This window comes from Bradyrhizobium sp. SZCCHNS1022 (genome assembly GCF_032484835.1).
Taxonomy (GTDB): Bacteria; Pseudomonadota; Alphaproteobacteria; order Rhizobiales; family Xanthobacteraceae; genus Bradyrhizobium.
Map to the genome: position 1 here is coordinate 418,309 of NZ_JAUETT010000006.1, position 26,105 is coordinate 444,413.

21 protein-coding genes and 1 pseudogene are annotated in these 26,105 nt (G+C 61.2%); 14 read left to right on the top strand and 8 right to left on the bottom strand.

All coding sequences use genetic code 11. From position 1 onward, the window contains the following. The first annotated feature begins 2 nt into the window (after nucleotides 1–2). Nucleotides 3–1,490, top strand: a complete 1,488-nt coding sequence (locus QX071_RS30100; RefSeq protein WP_315705529.1) for a cobyric acid synthase — start codon at nucleotides 3–5, stop codon at nucleotides 1,488–1,490. Here the strand turns inward: QX071_RS30100 and cbiB are convergent. After that, on the bottom strand, nucleotides 1,480–2,451 hold the full coding sequence (cbiB, locus tag QX071_RS30105) for an adenosylcobinamide-phosphate synthase CbiB (RefSeq protein ID WP_315705528.1): 972 nt from the start codon (nucleotides 2,449–2,451) through the stop codon (nucleotides 1,480–1,482). The genes QX071_RS30100 and cbiB overlap by 11 nt on opposite strands. A 23-nt stretch (nucleotides 2,452–2,474) precedes the next feature. On the opposite strand from cbiB, the gene cobD reads away from it, so the two are divergent. After that, nucleotides 2,475–3,503 (top strand): threonine-phosphate decarboxylase CobD, encoded by a 1,029-nt coding sequence (cobD, locus tag QX071_RS30110; protein WP_315705527.1) that lies wholly within the window; start codon nucleotides 2,475–2,477, stop codon nucleotides 3,501–3,503. Here the strand turns inward: cobD and QX071_RS30115 are convergent. From QX071_RS30115 to cobT, 3 genes are read right to left on the bottom strand one after another with little or no spacing between them, the layout of a single operon-like run. Further along, nucleotides 3,490–4,215, bottom strand: coding sequence for an adenosylcobinamide-GDP ribazoletransferase (locus QX071_RS30115; RefSeq protein WP_315705526.1), 726 nt, complete (start codon nucleotides 4,213–4,215; stop codon nucleotides 3,490–3,492). The genes cobD and QX071_RS30115 overlap by 14 nt on opposite strands. Beyond that, the gene (locus tag QX071_RS30120; protein WP_315705525.1) at nucleotides 4,212–4,808 is read right to left on the bottom strand and encodes a histidine phosphatase family protein; all 597 of its coding nucleotides are present in this window, start codon (nucleotides 4,806–4,808) and stop codon (nucleotides 4,212–4,214) included. Before QX071_RS30120 ends, QX071_RS30115 begins: the two co-directional genes overlap by 4 nt. Then, nucleotides 4,808–5,863 (bottom strand): nicotinate-nucleotide--dimethylbenzimidazole phosphoribosyltransferase, encoded by a 1,056-nt coding sequence (cobT, locus tag QX071_RS30125; protein WP_315705524.1) that lies wholly within the window; start codon nucleotides 5,861–5,863, stop codon nucleotides 4,808–4,810. The genes QX071_RS30120 and cobT overlap by 1 nt, the downstream gene beginning before the upstream one ends. Nucleotides 5,864–6,038: 175 nt before the next feature. Here cobT and QX071_RS30130 point away from each other — a divergent pair, with 175 nt between their 5' ends. Next, nucleotides 6,039–8,396, top strand: a complete 2,358-nt coding sequence (locus QX071_RS30130) for an Orn/Lys/Arg decarboxylase N-terminal domain-containing protein (protein WP_315705523.1) — start codon at nucleotides 6,039–6,041, stop codon at nucleotides 8,394–8,396. 10 nt (nucleotides 8,397–8,406) lie between these two features. Further along, a complete protein-coding gene (locus QX071_RS30135; RefSeq protein ID WP_315705522.1) occupies nucleotides 8,407–8,976 on the top strand; it encodes a GNAT family N-acetyltransferase in 570 nt (189 codons plus the stop codon). Between the two features lie 27 nt (nucleotides 8,977–9,003). Here QX071_RS30135 and QX071_RS30140 read toward each other — a convergent pair whose 3' ends face one another. Further along, nucleotides 9,004–9,216, bottom strand: a complete 213-nt coding sequence (locus tag QX071_RS30140; protein WP_315705521.1) for a hypothetical protein — start codon at nucleotides 9,214–9,216, stop codon at nucleotides 9,004–9,006. Nucleotides 9,217–9,745: 529 nt separating this feature from the next. Between QX071_RS30140 and QX071_RS30145 the strand changes: the two genes are divergently transcribed. Then, the gene (locus QX071_RS30145) at nucleotides 9,746–10,099 is read left to right on the top strand and encodes a VanZ family protein (protein ID WP_315705520.1); all 354 of its coding nucleotides are present in this window, start codon (nucleotides 9,746–9,748) and stop codon (nucleotides 10,097–10,099) included. Between the two features lie 60 nt (nucleotides 10,100–10,159). Here QX071_RS30145 and QX071_RS30150 read toward each other — a convergent pair whose 3' ends face one another. Beyond that, the gene (locus QX071_RS30150) at nucleotides 10,160–10,549 is read right to left on the bottom strand and encodes a DUF1236 domain-containing protein (protein ID WP_315705519.1); all 390 of its coding nucleotides are present in this window, start codon (nucleotides 10,547–10,549) and stop codon (nucleotides 10,160–10,162) included. Between the two features lie 1,082 nt (nucleotides 10,550–11,631). Here QX071_RS30150 and QX071_RS30155 point away from each other — a divergent pair. The 6 genes and pseudogenes from QX071_RS30155 to pip all read left to right on the top strand — a co-directional run bounded on the left by QX071_RS30155 (nucleotide 11,632) and on the right by pip (nucleotide 15,995). After that, complete coding sequence (locus tag QX071_RS30155) at nucleotides 11,632–12,246, top strand: TetR/AcrR family transcriptional regulator (RefSeq protein ID WP_315705939.1); 615 nt, start codon at nucleotides 11,632–11,634, stop codon at nucleotides 12,244–12,246. Nucleotides 12,247–12,313: 67 nt separating this feature from the next. Beyond that, nucleotides 12,314–13,174, top strand: coding sequence for a DMT family transporter (locus QX071_RS30160; RefSeq protein WP_315705518.1), 861 nt, complete (start codon nucleotides 12,314–12,316; stop codon nucleotides 13,172–13,174). A 148-nt stretch (nucleotides 13,175–13,322) separates the two neighbouring features. Continuing rightward, nucleotides 13,323–13,667, top strand: coding sequence for a metalloregulator ArsR/SmtB family transcription factor (locus QX071_RS30165; protein WP_315705517.1), 345 nt, complete (start codon nucleotides 13,323–13,325; stop codon nucleotides 13,665–13,667). Then, entirely contained in the window at nucleotides 13,657–14,172 is a 516-nt protein-coding gene (locus QX071_RS30170; protein WP_315705516.1) for an SRPBCC domain-containing protein, read from the top strand. The genes QX071_RS30165 and QX071_RS30170 overlap by 11 nt, the downstream gene beginning before the upstream one ends. Before the next feature lie 387 nt (nucleotides 14,173–14,559). Next, nucleotides 14,560–14,865 (top strand): annotated as a pseudogene (locus QX071_RS30175) (transposase); the annotation flags it as partial. Nucleotides 14,866–15,041: 176 nt separating this feature from the next. After that, nucleotides 15,042–15,995 carry a prolyl aminopeptidase gene (gene pip, locus QX071_RS30180; RefSeq protein ID WP_315705515.1) on the top strand — a complete coding sequence of 318 codons (954 nt, stop codon included), beginning with the start codon at nucleotides 15,042–15,044 and terminating at the stop codon, nucleotides 15,993–15,995. A gap of 1,147 nt (nucleotides 15,996–17,142) precedes the next feature. Here pip and QX071_RS30185 read toward each other — a convergent pair. Then, a complete protein-coding gene (locus tag QX071_RS30185; protein WP_315727860.1) occupies nucleotides 17,143–18,078 on the bottom strand; it encodes a hypothetical protein in 936 nt (311 codons plus the stop codon). Between the two features lie 293 nt (nucleotides 18,079–18,371). Here QX071_RS30185 and QX071_RS30190 point away from each other — a divergent pair, with 293 nt between their 5' ends. Continuing rightward, on the top strand, nucleotides 18,372–19,049 hold the full coding sequence (locus QX071_RS30190) for a nitroreductase (protein WP_315705513.1): 678 nt from the start codon (nucleotides 18,372–18,374) through the stop codon (nucleotides 19,047–19,049). A gap of 147 nt (nucleotides 19,050–19,196) precedes the next feature. Continuing rightward, complete coding sequence (locus QX071_RS30195; RefSeq protein ID WP_315705512.1) at nucleotides 19,197–22,874, top strand: hypothetical protein; 3,678 nt, start codon at nucleotides 19,197–19,199, stop codon at nucleotides 22,872–22,874. Nucleotides 22,875–23,038: 164 nt separating this feature from the next. Here the strand turns inward: QX071_RS30195 and QX071_RS30200 are convergent, their stop codons facing one another. Continuing rightward, complete coding sequence (locus QX071_RS30200; RefSeq protein WP_315705511.1) at nucleotides 23,039–25,183, bottom strand: acetate--CoA ligase family protein; 2,145 nt, start codon at nucleotides 25,181–25,183, stop codon at nucleotides 23,039–23,041. A 187-nt stretch (nucleotides 25,184–25,370) separates the two neighbouring features. Between QX071_RS30200 and QX071_RS30205 the strand changes: the two genes are divergently transcribed. After that, complete coding sequence (locus QX071_RS30205; RefSeq protein ID WP_315705510.1) at nucleotides 25,371–26,102, top strand: GntR family transcriptional regulator; 732 nt, start codon at nucleotides 25,371–25,373, stop codon at nucleotides 26,100–26,102. Nucleotides 26,103–26,105 lie beyond the last annotated feature (3 nt).

Here is a 26,105-nt window from a genome sequence, read left to right on the forward strand (position 1 = left end):
GCATGGTCGCGCGCGCCATCATGTTCCAGGGCACCGGCTCCGACGTCGGCAAGTCGCTCATCGTTGCCGGGCTCGCGCGGGCGCTGACTTTGCGCGGCCTCAAAGTGGCGCCATTCAAGCCGCAGAACATGTCGAACAATGCGGCCGTGACCGCAGATGGCGGCGAGATCGGCCGCGCTCAGGCGCTGCAGGCGCGCGCGGCGAAGCGGCCGACCTCGGTACACATGAACCCGGTGCTGCTGAAGCCGCAGAGCGAGGTCGGATCGCAAGTCGTCGTGCAAGGCCGCGTGATCGGCAACGCCAAGGCATCGGCCTATCAGGCGATGAAACCACAACTGATGGGCGCGGTGCTCGACAGTCTTTCGCGCCTCGCCGACGACGCAGACGTTGTGCTGGTGGAAGGCGCTGGCTCGGCTTCCGAGATCAATCTTCGCGCCGGCGACATCGCCAATATGGGCTTTGCCCGTGCGACGGACCTGCCGGTGGTCCTGATCGGAGATATCGATCGCGGCGGCGTCATCGCGAGCCTGGTCGGGACCAAGGCCGTGCTGGCGGCGGAGGATGCTGCGCTCATCGCAGGCTTTCTCGTCAACAAGTTCCGCGGCGATCCGGCCCTGTTCGCGGCTGGAATGGCCGAGATCGCGGCGCGGACGAACTGGCAGGCGTTAGGGCTCGTGCCGTATTTCGCCGGCGCGCATCGCTTGCCGGCAGAGGATGCGCTGGGGCTTCCTTCGCGCGGGGCCTCACCTCCAAGCGGCCCGCCTAAGGTCGTCGTACTGGCCTACCCGCGGATTTCCAATTTCGATGAGTTCGATCCGCTACAGCTGGAAGACAGAATCGAATTGCAGTTTCTGCGTCCCGGGACCCCGATCCCCGGTGATGCCGCCGTCGTCATTCTGCCGGGCTCGAAAGCGACCATCGCCGATCTGACCGCGCTGCGGCAAACCGGCTGGGATATCGATCTTGCAGCTCACGTCCGGCGCCGCGGCCGTGTGCTCGGCATCTGCGGCGGCTATCAGATGCTCGGCCGGATCATCAGCGATCCTGATGGCCGCGAAGGTCAGGCCGGCGCGGTCCCCGGCCTCGGCCTGCTCGATGTGACGACCATTCTCACCTCGGACAAGGCGCTGCGTGAGGTCGGCGGTACGCTGCTGAGCGGCGGCGCATCCTTCCGCGGCTATGAAATGCACATCGGGCAGACCACCGGCCCCGATACGACGCAGCCATTTCTCAAGTTCGAGGACGGCCGCAGCGATGGCGCGGCCGTCGCAACCGGCCGCATCGCGGGATGCTATGTGCACGGGCTGTTCAGCGCCGACGGCTTGCGCAGCCAATGGCTGGCTGGCCTCGGCGCGGATTCAACGGTCTCGGACTACGAGGCCGAGGTCGAGACCACGCTGGATGAGCTGGCTGCGCATCTCGAACGACACGTTGATATCGATCGCATTCTGGAGCTGGCACGCACACCGACGCTGCCGGTCATTGGCTGACAGCGATCACCAGCCCGGCAATCACCAGACCTTGAATCATGCAGGCGGCCCGGTAGAGCGACAGCGCGCGCCTGATATCGCGCGCCTCCGCTTCCGCGCGCCCCGCGCCAATCCAGGCATCCTCGACGATTTGGCCGTGATAAACACGCGGGCCCGCCAGTCGCAGGCCAAGCGCACCGGCCATCGCCGCCTCTGGCCAACCGGCATTGGGCGAGCGATGCTTGTGGGCGCCGTGCCAGACTGCACGTATCGCCTCGCGCGGCGCGGCACCAGGGATCACGCAGGCAGCAAGCACCAGCCACACCGCCGAAAGCCGCGATGCCGGCAGATTGACGAGGTCGTCGAGGCGTGCCGCCGCCCAGCCGAAGGCGCGGTGACGCTCTGACAGATGCCCGATCATGCTGTCGGCAGTATTGAGCGCCTTGTAGACCAGCATGCCCGGCAGGCCGGCGACCGCCAGCCAGAACAGCGGCGCGACCACGCCGTCGGAGAAATTTTCAGCCAAGCTCTCGATCGCAGCGCGCGCAACGCCCGCCTGGTCGAGGCTTTCAGGATCGCGGCCGACGATCATCGACACGGCACGGCGGCCGCCGGCGATCCCTTCCTTGTCGAGCGCCGAGGCTACGGCGGACACGTGCTGATCTAGACTGCGCTGCGCCAGCAGACTGCTCGCAACGAGACCTAAGACCAGCGCCGCGAATGGTTCCGGCAATGCCCAATGCGCGGCTGCCGCGAGCGCCAGCCCCACAGACGCGACAGCCATTCCCAGCAGAAGGACCAGCACCACACCCCGGACGCGGCGGGCACGGAAGGAGGCCGATGCGCGGTTCCAGTGAGCATCAGCCCATGCTATCAGCGCGCCGATCCACATCACGGGGTGTCCGATACGGCGGACCAGCGCTTGCGGGTAGCCAAAGAGCGCCTCGATGATGAGCGCGGCAAGCGCGACGGCGAGAAACATCGATCCCCGATCGAAGGACTGGTATGGACCATAAAGCGAGTAGCACGCGGGGCATCCGGCCGGAAGCGGTCGCTCACGGCGGAAATATCGACGAGATCAGCCGCCGCTATCCCGACGCGCCGCAGCCCTGGGTCGACCTGTCGACCGGCATCAATCCGATCGCCTATCCGCTGCCGAGGCTTGCGGCCGAGGCCTGGACGCGGTTGCCGACCAACGCCGACGAACGCACCCTGCTCGCAGCCGCCGCGGCCCGCTGCGGACTTCAAGCCCCTGCTTCCTTGATCGCCGCCCCAGGCACCCAGGCGCTGCTGCAGATCATCCCCCGCCTCCGTTCCCCGGGAACGGTCGCTGTGCTCGGCCTTACTTATGAGGAACATGCGCTGTGCTGGCATCGTTGCGGCCATCGAGTCCGCACGGTCAATGAGGTCGAGGCGCTGGCCGAGGCCGACGTTGCCGTCGTGGTGAATCCCAATAATCCCACCGGTCGTCTACTGCCGCGCGAGACGCTCGTTTCGCTCGGCTCCGAGCTGGCGCGGCGTGACGGCCTCCTGATCGTGGACGAAGCCTTTGCGGATTTTCTACCTGGTGATGCGAGCCTGACGTCTCGGCTGCCGCCAGCAACCATCGTGCTGCGCTCCTTCGGCAAGGCCTATGGTTTCGCGGGCCTGCGGCTCGGCTTCGCCATTGCGGCACCTGAACTCTGCCAACGCTTAAGGGGTGACCTCGGCCCCTGGGCGGTCTCTGGACCTGCGCTCGCGATCGGAGCCGCAGCGTTGCGGGATGATGTGTGGCTGCAGCAGGCGCGGCAACGATTGGCTGCGGATTGCGCACGTCTCGACGCGCTGCTGATGGCCGCCGGCTGCAACATTGTTGGCGGCACCCCGCTGTTCCGTCTTGCCGAGAGCGTGGCCGCCCGACATCTGGCCGATCGCCTCGCGCAGCGAGGCATTCACGTCAGGCGGTTCGCCCATAATGAGACTTGGCTGCGTTTCGGCCTGCCGGGTCGCGAGGAGGAATGGCAACGGCTCGCCGATGCGCTCACTGCAGGCTGAACACGCAGGCGAACAGCAGCAATGTCTCCGTCACCTCGACACTGGCGCCAAGGCCATCGCCGGTAATGCTGCCGAGCCGCGATTGCCAATAAAGCGCAACGGCGGGAATGACGATCAACGCCACGAGCGTCGGGCGCGCGCCGATGAGGGCCAGTAGGAGAAGCGCCAGCGCCCAGCCGCCAATCAGGAGCCAACCGACACTGTTTGCAACGCTGGCCCCGAGCCCCGGCTTCAATGATACGAGCAGCCTGCTCCAAACCAACGTGCCCCAGCGCGCCCAGGCCGGAATGAGCACCAGCGCCCCGATCGCAAGCGACGCCGGCAGATGCGCGATGAGCACGAGCTTCGCCGCGATCTGCAAGGCGATCGCGACCACGGCAAAATTGCCGGCATGAGGATCACCCAGCACCTCGATGAAGCGATCGGGCTTGCCGTGCGAGGCGCCGAATGCGTCGGCCACGTCGCCGAGCCCATCGAGATGCAGCGCGCCGGTGATCCAGATCCAGGCCACGACCACAGCGAGCGCAACGACCCAAGGATTGCTGCCGTGGAGAATGCGCGCGATCAAGGCAAGACATATCCCGACGACGAGTCCGACGGCGGGGAAGAACATCGCGGCGCGCTTGAGATCGCCGGGTCGCATGTCGGCGACACGCGGGGTCGGGAGGCGCGTAAGAAACTGCAGCGCGATCCAGAATTCACGACGACTCATGGCTGGATGATCTCGATGATTTCGCCCCAGAGCGCATCGTCCTCGCCGCGCCCGATCTCGAGCGTGATACGAGTCGCGGGATTGATGCGCAAACTCCACAGCGACCGCAGCGGCCAGTTCAAGATCAACGACAGCGCAGCACGGATGGCCCCGCCGTGCGTCACGATCAGCACGGGAGAGAGCTCAGGTTCTGTCGTCAGCCTGTCGAGGGCTCGACCGACGCGATCGCGCAAAGACACCCAGCTTTCCCCGCCGGGCGCGGTAAAAGCCGTGGGATCGGCGTAGAACGCCTGCAGCAATGCGGCATGATCAGGCCGCGCCGCGATCTCGTCCCGTGATCGCCCGTCCCAACGACCGAAATCGAGTTCGCTCCAGTCGGGGTCGATATGGACCACCGTGCCCGATCGTCGGGCCAAATCGTCGGCAGCAGCCCGCGCCCGCGCCCGCGGCGAGCACACGATGTGCCTCCATGCTCCGTCTTGGGTCTGCTTGGCAAATTGCCGCCACCCCATCTCGCTCAGCGGCGGATCGCTGCGGCCGTCGAGATAGCGCTCGCGCCCGGTGTCGCCGTGCCGCAGCAGATCGATCCGCATCAGCTGTCGCGGCCCGACACCGCGGCTTCGGCAAAAGTCGCCATCTCGTTATGAAGCGCGCATGCCAGCCGCAGCAGGGGCAACGCAGTCGCCGCCCCCGAGGCTTCGCCGAGCCGCAGATCGAGATCGATCAGCGGCCGCGCACCGAGTGCGTCCAGCACGACGCGGTGGCCCAGTTCGGCCGAACGATGCGAGAAGAGGAGCCATGGCCGACACGACGGATTGAGCTTCACGGCAGCAAGGGCGGCGACCGAGACGATGAAGCCGTCGATCAGAACCGGTACACCCATTCGTGCAGCAGCAATGATCGCGCCGGTCATTGCGACGATCTCGAGCCCACCGACCGCGGCGAGCACGGTCTCCACGGGGGTGCCAACTTCCAGTCCATGCAATGCGAGCGCGTCGGCAATCACGCGCGCCTTTCGCGCGCGCCCTTCCCCATCCAGCCCGGTGCCGCTCCCGACGATTTCAGCCGCGGGCCATCCCAGGAGCGCAGCCGCAATCGCCGAGGCGGAGGTCGTATTGCCGATCCCCATCTCACCGAGAATCACCAGCTGCGGCTTGGGCTCCGCCTGGCGCGCGATTGCGCGCTGCCCGCAGGCGAGCGCAAAAGCCACCTCCTCGGATGTCAGAGCCGTCTCGACGCCGAAATCGCGGGTCCCGCGCCGTGGCTTATCGACGATCACACCCGGTATCGGCTGATCGCCCAACGTGCCGGCGTCGACGACTTCGAGCGGACAACCGAGCGTGCGCGCCAGCACCGAGATTGCCGCCCCGCCACCGGCGAAGTTGTGCAACATCTGGACGGTGACCTCGGGCGGATAGGCCGATACACCGCGGGCCGCGATGCCATGATCGCCAGCGAACAGGATGATCGGCGCCCGCTCCGCCCCCGGCCTGTCGGTGGCCTGGAGCGCCGCCAACTCCACTGCGATCTCCTCCAGTCGTCCGAGCGCGCCGAGCGGCTTGGTCAATTGCGCCTGCCGCGCCAGCGCCGACTGGCGGTGACGCTCCGAGGTGGCCGGGCATTCAAGGCTGATCCATTCAGGTAACACACTGAGATCCTTGGCACAGATTCGAACTGGCTCGATTGCCATCGAGCCGGCGGCGTGACAAGCAGCGTCCTACCGTTGATTTGAACGCGCTGGCCCTGACGACACTCTACACTGTCATTGAACTGTCATGGAATGTACCGACAGCTGGCCTCCGACCCAAACTTGGCAGACCCGCATGGACTATTTCCGACGCTTCACCTTCCTGTTCGCCGCTCCGGTCTTTGAGCCCGACGACCTCGCGGGCGTCCGTTTCAACCAGATCATCGAAGAGATCCAGCGTTCCGGGTTCGAGGTGGTGCGGGCCCGCAAGCTCGAAGACGCCGAGATCGCCGTGCAGACCGATGCCGCGATCGGCTGCATGGTGGTCGATTGGGGCAAGAAGGGTCTCGAGGGCAAAACCATGGCCCTGATCAACCTGATGCGCCGGCGCGGCCTCGATTTTCCGATCATCCTCCTGATCCGGCGCAAGCGGTTCGAGGATCTGCCGGTCGAGGTGCTCGACTTCATCGACGGCTATGTGTTCCTGTCGGAGGAAACGCCGCCCTTCATCGCCAAGAACCTGATCAGCCGGCTCAAGCAATATGCCGAGACGTTGAAGACGCCGTTCTTCGGCACGCTCGTCGACTATGCCGAGGAAGGCAATCAGCTCTGGACCTGCCCCGGGCACAATGGCGGCGTGTTCTACAGCCGCAGCCCGATCGGCCGGATCTTCGTCGAGCATCTCGGCGAAGCCGTGTTCCGCGACGACCTCGACAATTCCGTCCTCGACCTCGGCGACCTCCTGACCCATGAGGGACCGGCGCTGCGGGCGCAGAAGGAAGCGGCGCAGATCTTCGGCGCCGAAAAGACCTATTTCGTGCTGAACGGCACCTCCACCTCGAACAAGGTGGTGCTGGGAGCGCTGGTCACCGACGGCGACCTCGTGCTGTTCGACCGGAACAATCACAAGGCCGCCCACCATGGCGCGCTGCTGATCTCCGGCGGCATCCCGATTTATGTCCCGACGGTCCGCAATGCCTGGGGCCTGATCGGCCCGATGCGCTGGGACCTGCTCGACGAGGAGCATCTGCGCCAGCAGATCCGCAACAACCCGCTGGTCAAGGACCCCGACGCCTGGCGCAGGGAGCGCCCGTTCCGCGTCGCCGTGGTCGAGCAGTGCACCTATGACGGCTCGATCCACAGCGCCGAGATGATCCTGAAGCGGATCGGCCACCTCTGCGAGTACATCATGTTCGACGAGGCCTGGGCCGGGTTCATGAAATTCCACCCTCTCTATGCCGGCCGCTTCGCGATGGGGCTTTCGGAACTGGGCCCGAACGCGCCTGGGATCATCGCCACCCAATCCACGCACAAGCAGCTTGCCAGCTTCTCCCAGGCCTCGCAGATCCACGTCAAGGATCGCCACATCAAGGGCCAGCGGCGCCGGATCGAGCATCGGCGCTTCAACGAAAGCTTCATGCAGCACGCCTCGACTTCGCCGTTCTATCCGCTGTTCGCCTCGCTCGATGTCGGCGCGCAGATGATGAAGGGGCGTTCCGGCGAAGTGCTGTGGGATGACACGATCCGGCTCGGCATCGAATTGCGCAAGAAGATCCGGGCGATGCGCCGGGAATTTGAGGAGAAGGAGAAGGATCCGGCGCGGCGCTGGTTCTTCGAGCCGTTCGTGCCGGACCGCGTGGCGATCCCGGATGCCGCAAGCCCGGGCGGGGTCCATGACGTCGCGTGGGAGGCGATCTCGACCGACCAGTTGGCCACCGACGCGTCCCTCTGGCAGCTCGGTCCCAATTCCACCTGGCACGGCTTTCCGAACATGGAGGCCGGTTTCGCCATGACCGATCCGAACAAGCTGACGCTGCTGACCCCCGGCTTCGACCGGGCGACCGGCGGCTATGCCGAGCACGGCATCCCCGCGCCCGTGGTCGCGCAATATCTCCGCGAGAACCGGATCGTGGCCGAGAAGAACGACCTCAACTCGCTCTTGTTTCTGCTGACACCGGGCGTGGAGGCCAGCAAGGCCGGCACGCTGATCAGCGGCCTCGTCGCCTTCAAGAGGCTGCACGACGACAACGTGCTGTTGGAGGATGCGATCCCGGAATTCACCCGCCGCCGCTTTGGCCGTTATGGCAAGGTGCGGCTGCGCGACCTCTGCGCCGAGATGCACCGTTTCTATCGTGCGGCCGACGTGAGTGCGCTGCAGGCCAAGCAGTTCCTGCCCGAGCACATGCCGGAGATTGCGATCTCCCCCCGCGAGGCTGCTCGCGCCCTGATGCGCAATGACGTCGATTATCTGCCGATCGACAAGATCGCCGGCCGGATCGCGACCACGCCGTTCGTGGTCTATCCGCCCGGAATCGCCACCATCGTGCCGGGCGAACGCCTGTCGGAACGGGCCAAGCCGATGATCGATTACCTGAAGATGTTCGAACAGGCCTTCAACACCTTCCCCGGTTTCGACGTCGAGATCCAAGGGCTCTACAAGGAGATCGACGAGGCGGGCCGCATCCGCCTCTACACCTATGTCGCAGCCGAGTGAGTCCGCGCCGATGGAGAATTCGATCGCAGCCGTCCAGAGCGAGCCGCCGGTGCTCGTCCGCCCGTCGCGCGACGAGGACGTCGAGGCCATGCTCGCGATCTATCGCCGGCACATCCGCCGCGGGGTCGAAGACGGCGCCGCCAATTCCGGCGTGCCGGAGCCGGACGATCTCAGGCAACGGCGCAAGAACCTGCGCAACCATCGCATGCCGCATCTGGTCGCGACATTCCGCGCCGAGATCGTAGGCTATGCCTACGTCGTGCCGTTCCGGAAGCGGCCCGCCTATCGCTTCGCCGTGAAGCACTCGATCTATGTGCATCACGAGCATCTCGGCCGCGGCGTCGGCCGGCTGCTGATGCAGGCATTGATCGACGCCTGTGCGGCGGCCGGCTTTCGCCAGATGATCGGCTATATCGACGCCGACAACACCGCCTCGCTCGGCATCCACGAGCGATTTGGCTTTACCCGGGTCGGGCTTCTCCCCGCAGTCGCGTTCCGGTACGGCCGCTGGTCGGACACCGTGATGGTGCAGCGCTCGCTCGGCGCTGGCGGCACTGAGCCACCCACCTCCGGGCGTTGAACGACTTCGGCTGTCTCAAGCCGTCGATCACGACGGGAAATCGGCCGCCCTCACCTGGATGCGATCCGCATGCAGGGACCAGTCGCGTAGCTCCTGCATCTCGCAAAACTTCTTCTTAGCGAGCTCGGCCGCCAGCTTTTCGTCGGCGGCGTCGATTTCGAGCGTGCTCTGGCAGATCTCACATTGCCGGCCGTTTTCGCCGAGCACGTCTTTCATGAAGTTGACGACGTAACGCGACATCGAACCCTCCTCGCCCAGCGCACCTCCATGTTAGCGCGCTTTGCGAGAGACTGTTGAGCGGTATCAAGCCGGCCGCGCAATAATTAATGAAGCAGCGGAAGCCGGACGCTCAGGCGCCGGCCGCCGGAAGGCTGGCCGCCGCGATGGCCACGAACTGCGCCACCACACGCCGAACGCGCTTTCCTGATGCCCACAACATTGAATTGAATCGACGCATCGAACGTCCCTCGCGCGGCGCGAGCACCTCGCTCGCAAACCCTCAGCAAATCCTTGGCGCAAAAGGAAAAATGGCCTCGTCTCAGAGAGCTGTCGATGGCTTGAGAAAAATAGCAAAAGTTACATCGCCGACCGCAGGAGCGGCAGAACGTTCATTACTGCATCGCGGCCGCCGACGATCAAATTCTTCTCATCGCCTGGTCCTGCCGAGCCGGGTCGTGATGCTCTGAAGCGGCAGCGAACCCATTAACGACACGGAGGGCTCAAGGGGGTGTGAGCCCAATCAGTAGCCCGGCTTGTGCTATTCGGAGGGATGACCTTCATCACCCGCTTCGCCGCCTGGCTGCTCGCCGCCGCCGTCACATTCGCAACCCTCGGTCCGGCGCGCGTCCGGCCGCATTCCAATCTGGGCCAGGACGGCGAGCATGCGCTGGCTTTCATCCTTGTCGGGCTTGCCTTCGGCCTCGCCTATCGCGGTCGTCGTATGCTGGCCACGGGACTTGCCGTGGTCTTGATCGGGGCGCTTGAAGTCGCGCAATTGTGGGCGCCAGGGCGGCATGCCCGGCTCGAGGATTTCGTCGTCGACGCCCTCGCGGCCTGTGCGGGATTTCTGCTCGCGGCCATGCTCGACTGGTGCACTCAGCGAGTGCGAAGGCAAGCCGCTTAGCAGACAAAAACCCCGCCGCACGGATGCGGCGAGGCCCTTGCCGGATCATTCGGCGTCAGATCAGTCGATGATCTTGATGACGCGGCGGGTGCGCGGATCGACGATCACGCGACGATCGTTGACGACGGCATAGCGATACTCGGTGTAGCGCGGCACCGGACGCAGCACGACCGTGTCGGGCAGCGGCTCGCCGACCACGACGCGCTCGTGCACGACCACGGATGGCGCACGCTCCTCGTCGATCGAGTGGATGACGGCATTCGGGATTTCGAGGCCGGCGCCCACCGCCGCCCCAACGGTGCCGCCGACCACTGCACCGAGCGGACCTGCCACCGCGCCGCCGGCCTCCGCACCATTATGCGCGCCTTCCACGGTGGTCGACTGCGCGAACGCCGCGCCCGAAGCCAGCAGCGAAGCCGCAATCAGTGAAACAGCAAAACGGGTCCTCATCATTCTCCTCCAGTGTGATTGAAGATGCCGTTCAACAACGGGGGATCGCCCGCGGTTCCGGGTTCCATGCGACCTAAAGTTTGCCAGGCGAGGGAACGAATCCTCCGTTCGAGCTCGTGCTTGCTGTCGGCCGCGCCGCGCCCTCGAGGCGATGAGGCGAACTCTCTCCGCGACGTCATTCCGGGGCGCGCCTGCAAGGCGCGAGCCCGGAATCCATAATCACAGGGCGTGATGCGAGGCACATTCTCCGCCCGACCTTGCTCCCACAGCATCTGCCGAGAGTATGGATTCCCGGTTCACGCTTCGCGTGCCCCGGAATGACGACGGGTAAAGTCGTCGGACTCTTTCCTATCCACGTTTCAAACAGCGCGCTCAAATGCCAGATGCACGTCTGCATTCTCGCGGCGGATCACGCCCGAGTGTTGCGATCGACCTGCCCTTCGAGAATCGAGAGGGCGCGGGGAATGCCGGGCGCTGGCCGCACCCATGGCCCGCCTGCAGAAAGAATGCAGGCGGCAGGTACCACAGGTTCAGCCGAGACATCCCGGCATTCCCCGCGCGATGGTCTTAACGCTTATACGTGATCTCCCCGGGGACCGGCTTGATTGCCCCCGCTGCGCATGACGCTTTCGCGTCAGCACGACCTCAGCACCGGGAGGTCAGGACCACACGATTTCACGTCCGCATCCGCCCTGCTCGTCGGCGTGACGAAGCACGCTTGCCAAGGCGGTCACGGCCACCGCATCCCCGCCTCACGTGTCGTGACGATCGCGCGCAACGCCCCTCTCCTCGAGGCGGGATGCGCCCATGATCCACGATTTCGGTAAAAACGAAAGAGAAATATTCGTCATGGCCTGCCCTGCACGGCGCTTCCTGCTGAATTCGCTTCTGAAATGAATTTTTCCACGCAGGCGGTTTTCACCCTCCGAATGGCGATGCCGTGGAGCAAAATCGCACAAAGCCGCATGGTGATTTGCCCGGCAGGCAGCGAGAACTCGTGCAGGCTTGGACGTGCAGCAACAGCGATCACCTGCGACTTGCGATCACTTGCAATTTAAGACCGATCGGTCCATATATTGACGATGAGCCGCCACATCCGAGTGCAATTGTCCCGTGGCCGCCCCCGAAGTTTCGACGTGAATGCTGCGGTCGAACGCGCGATGGGTGTGTTCTGGTCGCAGGGCTATCACGCCACCGCGCTCCCGGACCTGCTTCATGCAACCAGGCTCTCGCGCGGCAGCCTTTACGCCGCATTCGGCGACAAGCACTCGCTGTTCCTGCGGGCGCTTGATCGCTACATCGCCGATGCCTTGACGCGGATGGATGCCGAGTTCGACTCCCGCCACGATCCGGTCGACGGCCTGCGGACCTTCCTGGCCGGCTATGTCGACCGCGCCAGCGGTGCCAATGGCCAGCGCGGATGCCTGCTGGTGGCTACAGCCATGGAATTGGCCGGCCAGGATGCTGAAGTGAACCGTCGCATCGCGAGCTTTTTCAAAGCCATGGAGGCCAGGGTGGCGGCTGCATTGTCCCGTGCGAAGACGGCGGGCAAGCTGGCCGAAGGTGTCGAGCCTTCGAGTGCCGCCCGGATTCTCGTCTGTTTCGTTGAGGGGCTGCGCGTGGTCGGCAAAACGGCGCCGGCACGGGCCACATCCAAAACCACCGCGGACGCTCTTCTCGACCGCTTCATCAGATAAAGACCAAGGCGCGTTCGCCTTTGGCGCGCCGATATTTAGACCGATTGGTCTTGAAAGGAACGGTGCCGTGTCTGCCATCCAGATCGTCTGCGCAGTCACCGTTCCCCTGCTCTGGGGTTATCAGTTCGTGGCCATCAAGGTGGGCGTTGCGGAGTTTCCGCCGCTGTTCTTCCTCGCCCTGCGCTTCCTGGCGATCGCTCTGCTGCTCATTCCGTTCGTCAAACGGCCAACGCGCCGGCAGGCCGGCCCGATCGCAGCGATTTCGCTGTTCCTGGGCGGACTGAATTTCGGGCTGTTCTATGTTGGCCTTGGGCTCGGCTCCGGCAGCATGTCCGCCGTCGCCTATCAACTCGCCACGCCCTTCACCGTCCTGCTGGCCTGGCCGCTGCTCGCGGAGCGGCCGTCTCTCGCCACATCAGCCGGAGTGGTGCTTGCATTCGTCGGCGTGGTCGTGCTGGCAGCCGAGCCTGGCCGGTCGGCAAACGTGCTGCCGCTGCTGCTTGTGGTCGGGGCGGCCTTCGCATTCGCGGTGTCCAACATCCTGACCAAACGCTACGGCCCCTTTGATCCCCTGATGTTGATGGGGTGGTCGTCGCTGCTCACGGTGCCGCAGGTCATGTTGATGTCGCTGCTGCTTGAATATGGACAAGCGGCGAGCCTCGTCACGGCAGATGAATGGGGCTGGCTGGCACTCGCCTACACGATCTTCGTCGGAGGCATCGTTGGGTTCGGCCTCTGGTTCTGGCTGATCGCCCGCTGCTCCATGAGCCGCGTCGCCCCTTTTGGCCTGCTGCTTCCGGTGTTCGCCCTGATGTCGAGCGTGTTGTTCCTCGGCGACCGCATCAGCGCCAGGCTGATCGTCGGTGGGCTGCTCGCGCTCTCCGGCGTCGCCATGACACAGGTCAGGCCGCGCGCTCGGTCGATTTGAACTTCAGAAGCCGCGTCCCACCGAGATCGGATTTGGCCGATCTCGGACCCTCGGGTCTGCGCTGAGGGCGTGCGCTCATGGGATCCAATCGCCGGCGCACAAAACTTAGCCATTGATCTAAGTGATCGTCACCAGTATAGTTAGCCGTATGGCTCACCAAAATGCCGCACTGGATTCCGTCTTTCATGCTTTGGCCGACCCGACCCGCAGGGCCGTAATCCAGCGGCTCGGACGTGGCTCGGCAACGATCAGCGAGTTGGCGCAGCCGTTCGATATGGCTCTGCCGTCGTTCATGAAGCACATCGGCGTGCTCGAGCGGTCACGCCTGATCGTTTCGAAGAAAACGGGTCGAGTCCGGACCTGCTTGCTTAATCGAGACCGCTTGATCGCCGCCGAGCGATGGTTCGGTAAGCAACACGCGCTCTGGGGAAGCCGCTACAGCAATCTTGATGGGCTACTAGCAAAGTTGAATGGAGTAGAAAATGAAGGCTGACCTACGGTTCGATTTCCTCGCCGACAAGGAGAAGCACACGCTTACCATATCAAGGGAGTTTGCCGCGAAGCGTCAGCTCGTCTGGGACTGCCATACCAAAAGCGAACTGCTTGATCAGTGGTTCGCGCCGAAGCCGCTGACGACCAAAACCAAGCATATGGATTTCCGCGAGGGTGGCTACTGGCATTATGCGATGATCACTCCGGATGGACAGCACTACTGGAATCGTCTGGATTACCTGAAGATTGAGCCGATCGACCGTTACACTGCTCGGGACGGCTTTTGCGACGAAGCCGGGATCGTAAGCCCTGAGATGCCGAGATCGAGTTGGGAGGTTACTTTTGACGATGCATCCGACCGTACGCTCGTCACAACGAAAGTTGTGTACGCCTCACCCGAAGACCTGCAGAAGGCCATCGACATGGGTCTGAAGGATGGCTTGGCTTCGACGATGGAGCGCCTCGACGAACTTCTGCAGACCCTCCTGGAACCCTTGGGTCAATAGCAGTCGCCTCCGCAACGCGTTCCGTCGGACGTCGATGACGGCCTCCAACCAAACGGCGTCCGGCTCCACGATTGATCGTAGCGCAGGATCGCAGGCTGTCGGGCGTCATCCGGTCGGAACGCTCAGCTGGCAGCAGCATAGTAGCGCTATGGCGAACAAGTAGCGCCACTTCGAGGCTAAGACCCCCAAGCTGACCTGAATGGCCTCCCAACGGCATTTAGTTCGGCTTGTGGGCCCCTAGCGGGCCTTCAGCCCGCCGACCGACAACTTCCACTTGACCTTACGGTTACGGTGACAGTGCACTCAATAATTCGCGTTGCGGGATAGATGCTGGCCGCATCCCGTCGCACTTAAGTGCACTGTCACCGTAATCCCAGGCCGTAATCCCAGGCGCGTCGGCTGCTGCGCCGCCTGGAGTTCCATCACACCCCAAAGCATGCCAGCTGGCTCAACATGGTCGAGATCGAGATCGGCGTCCTCGTCCGGCAATGTCTCGACCGGCGCATCGACAGTTACGCCCACCTCGTCGAAGAGACGGCTGCATGGGAGAAACGTCGAAACGCCGAACGCGCCCGGATCAAATGGATGTTCACGACCGAGCAGGCGCGCGCCAAATTAGGCCGCGCCTATCCCAAAGTCCTCGCTGGAGCAGCGAAAAAACAAAGAGTCAAAACCTCTGTGTCGAGGTACTAGGCCCATTACGGCCCTTCGACGCTCCGACTGCCAACGTCCGGTTGATCGCTGTGAGCGGACATCGCCGGCACAGACCGGCGGGTCCGAATTGGAACCAATAGCTGACTTTGCCTGACGTAATTCCGTAGGATATGGAAAGCTCCCAAAGCCCATTTGGCGCAATTCAGGAGAAAGCGGTGGCTCAATTCCAGCCTATCGAGCCATACGAGAACGGATTGCTGGATGTGGGGGATGGCCACCTGATCTACTGGGAATGTTGCGGCAATCCCACGGGCAAGCCCGCGCTTTTCCTGCATGGCGGTCCAGGGACGGGCTGCTCTATTGGTCAGAGAAGATTTTTCGATCCGAACGTCTATAGGGCTGTGCTGTTCGATCAGCGTGGCTCTGGCCGCAGCCTTCCACTCGCAAGTGAATTGAATTCGAACCTGGCGAGCAACACCACCCTCCATCTTATCGATGATATCGAGAGGCTGCGCGATCTGCTTGGTATCGAAAGCTGGATCATCCTGGGCCTGTCGTGGGGAACCACGCTTGGCCTTGCCTACGCACACGCCCATCCGCGTAGAGTGAAAGCGATGGTGCTCGGATTCGTGACCACAACGTCGCGCGCAGAGGTGCAGTGGATCACTGAGGATGTCGGGCGCATCTTTCCAAGGGAATGGGAACGCTTTTCCGAGACTGTCCCGCAGCAACTGCGCAGCATCCCGCTCGTCGATGCTTACGCGATCATGCTTGCCGATGCTGATGAGACCGTTCGCGATAGAGCGGCGCAAGCATGGTGCGAATGGGAGGATGCGCACGTCTCGCTTACACCGGGACATCAGCCAAATCCCCGATTTGATGACACGAAGTTTCGGCTACGATTTGCCCGGCTCGTCACTCACTATTGGCGCCACGCCGCATTTCTTGAGGAGGATCAATTGATCCGCGACGCGTCGAGATTGAACGGCATTCCCGGCGCTCTGATCCACGGACGTTTCGACGTCAGCGGACCGTTGTCCACGGCCTGGCAGCTTCACAAACGATGGACGACCAGCAGGCTGCATATTCTTGAGGACGCGGGCCACGGCGACGGCGATGAGTTCATGCCATTGGTCATCCGAACCCTGGCCGAGTTCGGGCGGCTGTAGGAGTTCGAGTTGTTAACGTCGATACCGCCAAGTAGGAAGGTCGGCTTTCGCTCACACTCGGAAGAACTCAGCTGTTACGGTGACGGTGCACTCAATAATCCGCGTTGCAGGATAGATGCTGACCGCATCGTGTCACACTTAAGTGCACCGTCACCGTCATCTTTCACAAGAGGCGACATCGCGGACTTGACGTGATATGAGCCCGCCTTCTAAAGCGGCCTTTTAGGAGATCGTAAGTTGCCTTGGCCTTTTATGATATTCGGGATGGTTGGACTCGCGGCACTCGGCTGGCAGTTATTCGAAGCTCTTCGTAAGATGGAGATAAGGATCCGGGGTGGCGAAGTGATCCGGTGTGAGGATAGTCCAATAACATTTTGGCTGATGGTCGCTCTCAACCTCCCAATGCTGGCTGTTTGCACTTGGCTCGTTTTGTCTGGTGCACAACGTGTTTTTTTTGCGAATTAGGACACTCCGACTGCGCGTTTGGGCCACGCTGAGTTTCGCGAGAGCTCGATCTCCTGAGTCGCTGCACCGACGTCCCATTGGGGCTAATAGTTGCCTTCATTTGCGGTCTTTCATACGCCATTTAATGGTCTTACGAGAATTTGACCTTGGTCATCCTCAATGTTGCGAAGGCTAGGCTTCATTATCGTCGCGCTGACGGTGACCGCGCTGTGTGCTGCCGCAGCGGGTCCATGGCTGCTTTACTGGTATGGACTTCGACAAATCGACGGTCGCCCCACCGCAGCTGCCCATACCGCGACTAGTGAACAGTCGGATCTCCTGTTTAAAAAGCTAAAGATAGCTCAACCCGTTCATATCGATGTACTTTCGCTCTACATGTATGTGCTTCAAGGAGCACGCCCGTCACCCAGTGTTCGGCTCGCATGGATTATCGCCCGATCCTACAATTTGAACCATTTGAGAGATCAGAAAATACGGATGTGGCATTTGTCCGGTGCGGCGTTGACAATTTGGCTCACTCGCAATTGGACGCTGACCGAGCTGATAGCGAAGGCAGTCGAGCTGGAGGCGCCTAAGGCGACTTCAACCATCCCGTAAGCAGACTTCCGCTTTGGGTCTTGGTTGTGTGCCGCACTTAAGTGCACTGTCACCGTAATCCGGTGGAGATACATGAATATACCAATCAGTTCGGTGAACCAGACGGCGGCTGAATTTTCTGGAGCATCGCGGTGCATTCGGCATACAGACCTTCAGCTTCCAATTCGCGAGCGAATGCGACAGCCGTTTCGACGTTTTGCTTGGCTTCACTCGTCGCCTGCTCGACAGATTTGAGCGTAGGCTGTCGATGAAGCCGTGCAGCGGACGATTCGGGGGCGCTCACTAACGCCTGACCGCTCGCGCGGGCTTTGCTCATCAGCAACTCCACGCGTGCGATTTCATCGCGGCACAATTCCGGCCGGGTTGCTGGCGGCTTCCGGCTCATGGGAGCAGCGTCGGAGGACGTGCGCAAGCTCAAAACATAAGCTCCCACTTGCCTCATTTGAAAGTCGCGAAGGTCGGGATTCGGCATACCGGTGGAGTTGCCGATATTGCGGTGCGTTGTGCTCAGAAACGCTCCCAGCGTCTCAGAGCTGGTGCTGCTGCGTCGGGCAATCGATTCGAACGGTGGCGCAGGCGGCTGCAAGGTCGGTTCGATGGCTTGGGCAGAGCTGACAACATGGCAGTTCGAGCACATGAGGACTGCCAAGTAATGGCCTTTCTGGACATCATCAGAGGCGCCGCCGGCCCGCTGCGCCTGTACGGGCGCAAGCGCTAAACATCCGATCGTCGCCAAGCTCACAAGACATAGCGCTCTCACGGCCGAATGAAAGTCGCTGGACCTCGTCGGCTCGCCGATCCTCCCGTCGCTGTGGGCAAAGTTGGCCAGGCCGGCTAATGCGTTCGAGGTGGTGCAGGACGGCCCCATCTGAAGGTCCACGACGATGGACAGTGCGCCCAGCCCCTTGGAATCGGCACTGGCTTTGTCGCGCGCCTTGTTGTCATTGGTCGCATCGACGAGAAAGCGCTCTCGCGAGCGCTCGTCACCGGAGATTCCTTCTGCGGTTACCATGTAGAACATCGGCCTATCCTTACCGTGGGAGAATCATCGTGTAAGGCACATTTCGGAGAAGTGGCCTGGCGAGCCCGTGCAGTCGAACGGAACTACAACCTGAACAATATTCAGCAACCATTAATTGAGCCAGATCAAGCCGCGAGCGTTCAAATCTCTTCTTTCGGGCTTACATCTCGAGGAAGCGCAGGGATTCAAGCAGCGCGTGGGGCGGATCAGCGAAGCGCGATCAATCTTGCACGAAAGCCAGAAAACCTCGTAGACCTCAGCAGATTCAGCTCTCATCCCGGATATCAAGACACATGAAGTTCGATGACGTCATCCTCGGCCGGCGCAGCATCCGCGGCTACAAGCCCGATCCGGTCCCGAAGGAGCTGCTCGAGGAGATCATCGCCTTGGCGATGCGCGCGCCGTCCTCGATGAACAGCCAGCCCTGGAATTTCTACGTCATCACCGGCGAACCGCTCGATCGGATCCGCGCCGGCAACACCGAGCGGATGCTGGCCGGCATCCCGCAATCACGCGAATTCCGTATCGGCGAGCCGTTCGCGGGCCAACACCGCGAGCGGCAGGTGCAGGTGGCCAAGCAATTGTTCTCCGCCATGGGGATCGCGCGCGACGACAAGGACAAGCGCCAGGACTGGGTGCTGCGCGGCTTTCGCCAGTTCGACGCGCCGGTCTGCATCATCGTGACCTATGACCGCGCGCTTGACGGCAGCGACGATACGCCGTTCGATTGCGGTGCCGTGACCACCGCCCTGGTCAATGCCGCCTGGTCGCGCGGGCTCGGCGCCGTGATCAACAGCCAGGGCATCATGCAATCGCCCGTGGTCCGCGAGCACGCCGGGATCGCCGACGATCAGGTCATCATGAAGAGCATCGCGCTCGGCTGGCCGGATCACGATTTCCCGGCCAACGCGGTGGTGTCAGAACGAAAATCGGTCGAGGAAGCGGCGGTGTTCGTCGGCTTCGACGACTGACCTGCGCGCGGATGAGACCGCAGCCCGCCGGCATCCAAGACAATAACATAACGGCTTCCCTTCCCGCTTGATTCACACAAGCACTTTCACGTAGGCGTTGCATTTTACGTCTTGTGTTGCGATCCTCTTCGGCGGGGGGAGGAGTCGATGACATACCTATACGAACAGCTATCGCCGGAAAAGTTCCAAAAGCTCTGCCAATCTATTATTTCGTCCGAGTTTCCTGACACACAGTGCTTTCCGGTGGCTCAACCTGACGGCGGAAGAGATAGCATAGCGTGGACAACCCATATCCCGGGGAAACGGGCAGAGTTCATCGCTTTTCAGGTCAAGTTTTCCAGAGACTCCGATCGAGCCGCTAATCAGTTTCTGGATGATATATTGGAAAACGAACTTCCCAAGATCAGAGGCTTACTCTCACGCGGGCTTAAGGCCTACTATCTCCTTACCAACGTAAGGGGCACAGCGCACCTCGACGCCGGCTCAATTGATCGCATGCAGAGGACTCTGTCGACTTCAATCGAAGTTCCGGCGCTCTGCTGGTGGAGAGACGATCTCGACAGGCGCATCGATTCCAAGTCCGACATCAAATGGAGCTATCCAGAAATTATTCGCGGCACTGATCTTCTCCAATCCCTTATCACAGGACCGATGGGAGAAGAGGGAAGGCGCAGAGATAGTGCGATTAAAGCATATATAACCGAGCAATACCGAGAGGATCGGGAAGTAAAGTTCAAACAGGTCGACCTGTACAACAATTTGTTTGATCTCTTTGTCGACACGAATCTAGCCCCGATCAGCACCTCTGACGAGAGTCACCGGGTCGCCGGACTACATCCCTATTACGAAACCGAGCATTTTCGCGAGAGCGCGCCTCGCGCTGCTAAATTTCTCCTAGATGGCGACACAACGCAGCGGATAGTTCTCGAAGGCGCGCCTGGGCAAGGCAAATCAACGATTACCCAATACATCTGTCAAGTACATCGAGTTCGACTGCTTGACCGAGCACTTGATCGATCAAAAATCCAACCTGATTACTTTAGCGGTACGTTACGCATACCTTTAAGAGTGGACCTGCGGGACTATGCGAGTTGGATATCTGGGCGGAACCCGTTTTCCTCGGACCTCTCTTCAGTTCGCCCCACCGAAATGCCTATATCGTTGGAAAGCTTTCTAGCTTTCCAAATTGGCCACACCTCTGGCGGGCACGCCTTTTCAGTTTCCGACCTGGCGTCACTAGCGCGAGACAGTCATCTCCTGATTGTTCTGGATGGCTTCGACGAGGTCGCCGACATCGCCACTCGAATGCAGGCCGTCAAAGAGATTTCGAAGGCCGCAGGTCGATTAGAGGCGGCGAGCAAATCGTTGCTGATTGTAGTTACGAGTAGACCAGCAGCGTTTGCGAAATCTCCAGGCTTTTCCGATCGCGAGTGGCTCCATATGACATTACTTTCCATGTCATTTCAGCAGATAAATAGTTATGCCGCTAAATGGATGAGTGCAAGATCGCTCCCATCGGCTGATAAGGAAAAATTCAAAGAGGTGCTGAAGGAGAAATTGGACCAGCCACACATGAGAGACCTGGCTCGGAATCCAATGCAACTCGCAATCTTGCTTAGCCTTATCCAGACCAAGGGCCTTTCGTTACCAGACAAGCGCACAGCCCTATACGACAGCTACATTGACCTATTCTTTAGCCGAGAAGCCGAAAAGAGCCCAATTGTTCGCGAGCACAGGGACCTACTAATAGAGCTCCATCGATATCTGGCGTGGATGATCCAGATCGATGCCGAAGACAAACGTGGAGCTGGAAGCATAGCCGACGAGAGATTGAGAGCACTTCTTCGGGATTACCTCGCCAGAGAGGGACATCAAACAAATCTGGTCGACGATCTATTCACAGGAATGACCGAGAGAGTTGTTGCCCTTGTGTCCCGCGTTCAGGGCACCTTTGAGTTCGAGGTTCAGCCACTACGGGAATATTTTGCCGCGAGACATCTGTATGAAACCGCTCCGTACTCACCACCAGGACAAGAAAAATCCGGCACAAAACCAGAACGATTCGATGCTCTAGCGCGCAACTTTTATTGGCTTAACGTCACTCGATTCTACTGCGGCTGCTACAGTCGCGGAGAATTGTCGTCTTTAGCAGACGGACTAATTCAACTTTCAGAACTAGATGGATTTAAAGAGATAGCCTATCCCCGCCTGCTGATACTAATGCTACTTGGTGATTGGGTATTTACCCAGCAACCGCATGTGATTAAGCGGCTTCTCGCGCACCTATCCAAGCACCCGGGCTTCAAGATCATCCTAGCGAACGCTATCCGAGACAGAGCCACCTCTTCTCTTATTCCTCCCGAGCGCTGCGGTCGCAACGACATACTCGAAGCGATAAGCGACTGGTTCTACTCCGGGATCTCCTCAGACGTCTGCGTCGCATTAGCTACATCGGCGCGCGAGAGCTTATCGCAAGAAGTCGCGATAGAGTTCTGGAAATCCTTAAGGCAACCCGGAAAGGAAGCCAGCTGGTTTACCCTCGGACGATTCGTTGGCGCTTTCCACAACATATCGTTCGTAGACGCTCGCGACCTTTTCGAAGAGTTTCCAAAAGAATTGGTTTTCAGTCTGCAATTTGCAAACAGAAGCGATATAATTGAATCTGATATAAAGATGTTTGAGGTAGCTTCCCGTCAAATCCTAGCTGGACATGGCCTAGCTTCGCTTCGCGGCACTGGCTCAGCCATCACTTTTTTATCAGCATTCCGAATCGCGCTGGACCCTTCAACTTACACAATCTTGTTCGAACGTGACCCCAGCGACTTCATTAGGGGCAGCTCTTATCGCTCTCTGATTAGCAGTAGACGTCATATCGAGACCTTCGAAAATTACCCGAGCGACATACCGACCGCTCCCTTTCTAGACAACGACGCAAGTAAACGGTTTCTCCGTACTTTTTACGAGGCAATCGAACTTCCTTGCAAGGATTGGATGAACAGTTTGAGACCGTGGTCTGAAATCGTCGAAGCAGGCGCGAGAGAGTGGGGCAGAACGCCAGCACTGTTGGATATTGCCTTGATCTCCGCGGGCATCAGCGCAAAAGAAGAGCGAGGTGCATTTGGAGCTGGCTTCGACGACAAATCTATCCCACTTTGCGAAACGCTACGATATGCACGCCTAAAGTCAGGAGCCTATCAATGGTGGCTGTCAAATCTAAATAGAGGCTCTGAACATCTGGTCGCTTTAACAACACTGCTATGTTGGGCCACGCCGCGAACAATACTCTTGATAAAAGACTGCGTCGGGCCTCTTGTCGACGCGCTTGAACGGAGAGCATGGCACCGACTGGTGGATCGCATTAAACGCACTGTTTCGATTTGGGGCAGATCTGATGCATCCGGATTAGCGCTTAGAGAGGTTCAATCGGACCGGCTATTTCTGGCTCTCGCCCTACGTCTTTCGCCAGTTGATCGAGACCAATTTATTTGTTCAAAATTTATCCGCTATTCTGGCGACGACCGCAAAATTCTAGAGATGGCATGCGATTCAGCGGTACGCCTTGCCTGTGCGGGCATCCTCCAATGGAGTGATGCCGTAGACATGATAAGGAGGGGCTATATGCTGGACATCGATCCGATAACGCTCCATCGAGCTGTGAGTTCTGAATTTAGAATACCAGAAGAACTAGCAATACAGATCTGCACGACAGCACAGCACTTCCCGCTCGCACTAGTCTACAATGCGCAAAGCGTGCTTCAAGCATCGATAGCAGCGACCGGAAAGCCCGTAGGAGAGATCGCGCTTCGCGATCAGTGGTTTGGATGAAGGGTAAGGCTCTGGCCCACCGTCATCCCGACGGGTGTGAGGAGGACAAGAGTGGATGGCCGGGTCAAACCCGGGCATGACAGAGCATCCTAAATACATCGCTACGACTGCCGCCCCGGTCGTCCCGGAGCGGCGTCGTTGGCCGTCGTTAGCTTAGAGCGAGCTCAGAGCAGCCCTGCCCCGCGCGCCCATTTATACTTGGCGCCCAGCACCTCGACCGGCAGCTCGGTCGAATAGGCGTAGGCGGGGATGCCGTTCTGGTAGAGATATTCGGCGGCCTCCTCGACCTCGACGTCGCCGGCGAGCGAAGCCACGATCGGCTTGACGAAGCCCTTGGCCTCCATCTCCTTCTTCACCTCGACCATGTTGCGGGCGAACACCATCGGCGGGGTCACGATCGTGTGCCAGTAGCCGAGGATCAGCGCGTGGATGCGGTCATCCGACAGGCCGAGCTTGACCGTGTTGACGTAGGTGATCGGCGGCTCGCCGCCGGTGATGTCGACCGGGTTGCCGGCCGCGCCGAACGGCGGGATGAACTTGCGGAACGCCGCATCGAGATCAGCAGGCATCGCCATCAGCGACATGCCGTTGTCGACGACGGCGTCGGACAGCAGCACGCCGGAGCCGCCGGCACCGGTGATGATGACGACGTTCTCGCCCTTCGGCGTCGGCAGCACCGGCACGCCGCGGGCGAATTCGAGCAGCTGACGCAGGCTGCGCGCCCGAATCACGCCGGACTGCTTGAGCACGTCCTCGTAGATCTTGTCGTTGCCGGCAAGCGCGCCGGTGTGCGACGAGGCGGCCTTGGCGCCGGCCGAGGTGCGGCCGGCCTTGAGCACGACGACCGGCTTCTTCTTGGAGACGCGCTTGGCGGCTTCGGCAAAGGCGCGGCCGTCCTTCAGGTCCTCGCAATGCTGGGCGATCAGGTTGGTGTTCGGGTCCTGCTCGAAGAAGGCGAGCAGATCGTCCTCGTCGATATCGGACTTGTTGCCGAGGCCGACGATCGCGGAGACGCCCATCTTGGCCGAGCGCGAGAAGCCGATGATGGCCATGCCGATGCCGCCCGACTGCGACGACAGCGCTGCATGGCCCTTGACGTCATAGGCGGTGCAGAAGGTGGCGCAGAGATTGGCAGGCGTGTAGTAGAAGCCGTAGATGTTCGGCCCCATCAGGCGGATATTGTACTTCTTGCCGACCTCGACGATCTCGGCCTGCAGCTCGGGCGCGCCGGCCTCCGCAAAGCCCGACGGGATCAGCACCGCGCCGGGGATCTGCTTCTCGCCGCATTCGGTCAGCGCCGCCGCTACGAACTTCGCAGGGATCGCGAACACCGCGGTGTCGATCACGCCGGGGACGTCCTTGACGCTCTTATAGGCCTTGTAGCCGAGGATCTCGGAGGCCTTGGGGTGGATCGGATAGATCGCGCCCTTGTAGCCGCCATTGATCAGGTTCTTCATCACCGAATTGCCGATCTTGCCGTCCTCGGCGGAGGCGCCGATCACGGCGACCGCGGAGGGCTTCATGATCCGGTTCATCGCGGTGACGATTTCCTCGTTCGAGCGCGGCGCCGGACGCGGCTTGTAGTCGAAATCGACGACGATGCGGACGTCGGCCGCGATCGCGCCGTTCTTGGTGGCGAAGACCGGGTTGAGGTCGAGCTCGACGATCTCAGGGAAATCACTGACGAGCTGCGAGACCTTGACGATGACGTCGGCGAGCGCCTCGCGGCTGACGGCCTCGCCGCCGCGCACGCCCTTGAGCATTTCATGGGCCTGGATGCCGTCGAGCATCGACAGGGCATCGTCCTTGGTCGCGGGCGCCAGGCGGAAGGTCACGTCCTTCAGGACTTCGACCAGCACGCCGCCGAGGCCGAAGGCGACCAGCTTGCCGAAGGAGCCATCGGTGATCGAGCCGACGATCACCTCGGTGCCGCCGGTCAGCATCTGCTGCACCTGGATGCCTTCGATCTTGGCGTCGGCCTTGTACTTCTTGGCGTTGCCGAGAATGGTCTCATAGGCCTTCTGGGCATCGTCGGCGGTCTTGACCCCGACGATCACACCGCCCGCTTCGGTCTTGTGCAGGATGTCGGGGGAGACGATCTTCATCACCACCGGAAAGCCCATGTCAGACGCCATCTTGGCCGCCTCGGCGGCCGATTTTGCAACGCCTTCCTTCGGCACCGGGATGCCGTAGGCATCGCACACCAATTTGCCTTCCGGCGCGGTCAGGCTGGTGCGCTTGTCGGCCTTCACCCGATCGAGAACCTCGCGGATGGTGGCCTTGGCGTTGGGTATCGCGGCGTCAGACATGGGGCTTCCTCCCTTGGGGGCACGTGTTTATGGCATTTGGTATGCCAGACACAAAGTTTGTCAAGCGCAGCGAAGATGTGGAAACGCTGAAAAATCACTCAGCTTGACAGTCTGGCATCTGGCATGCCAAAAAACTTGACAGTAAATTGCTGTATGAAGACGTCTCCCGCTGGAGAGGAGATTGGTCTTGTCGACGCAGAAACCAACTAAGGCATTGCCGCCGATGGCCGAGGCTGACATCGCGATCGCTCGCATCGCCCCGGAGACGAGCTTCAAGAACAAGGCCTATGAGGCCTTGAAGGAAGCCATCCTCAAGATGGACATCTACGCGAGCCCGGAACCGGTGATGCTCGACGAGCGCGCTTTGTCCGAGCGCCTCGGCGTCAGCCGCACGCCGATCCGCGAAGCGATCGCGATGCTGGAGCAGGACGGTTTCGTGAAGACCGTGCCGCGCCGCGGCATCATCGTGGTCAGGCGGACCAAGAGCGAGATCGTCGACATGATCCGCGCCTGGGCCGCGCTGGAGAGCATGGCCGCGCGCCTGATCACCACCACCGCGCGCAAGAAGGACATCTCGGCGCTGCGCGACTTCTTCAAGGATTTCGGTCCGGACCGCCTGCCGCAGGATCATATCGAGGAATACTCCAAGGCCAACATCGCCTTCCATCAGGCGCTGATCTCGCTGTCGGAGTCGCCGGTTCTGGTCGACATGACCAACGACATTCTGCTCCACGTGCGCGGCTATCGGCAACTCACGATCGGGCGCGTCGACCGCATCGCGGCGTCGCTGCCCGAGCATCTTTCGATCATCGAAGCGCTGGAAGAGCGCAACACCGAGCTCGCCGAGAAGCGCGCCCGCGACCACACGCTTGGCCTTGCGACCTATGTCGAGACGCACGGCCAGGAATTGTTCAGCTGACGT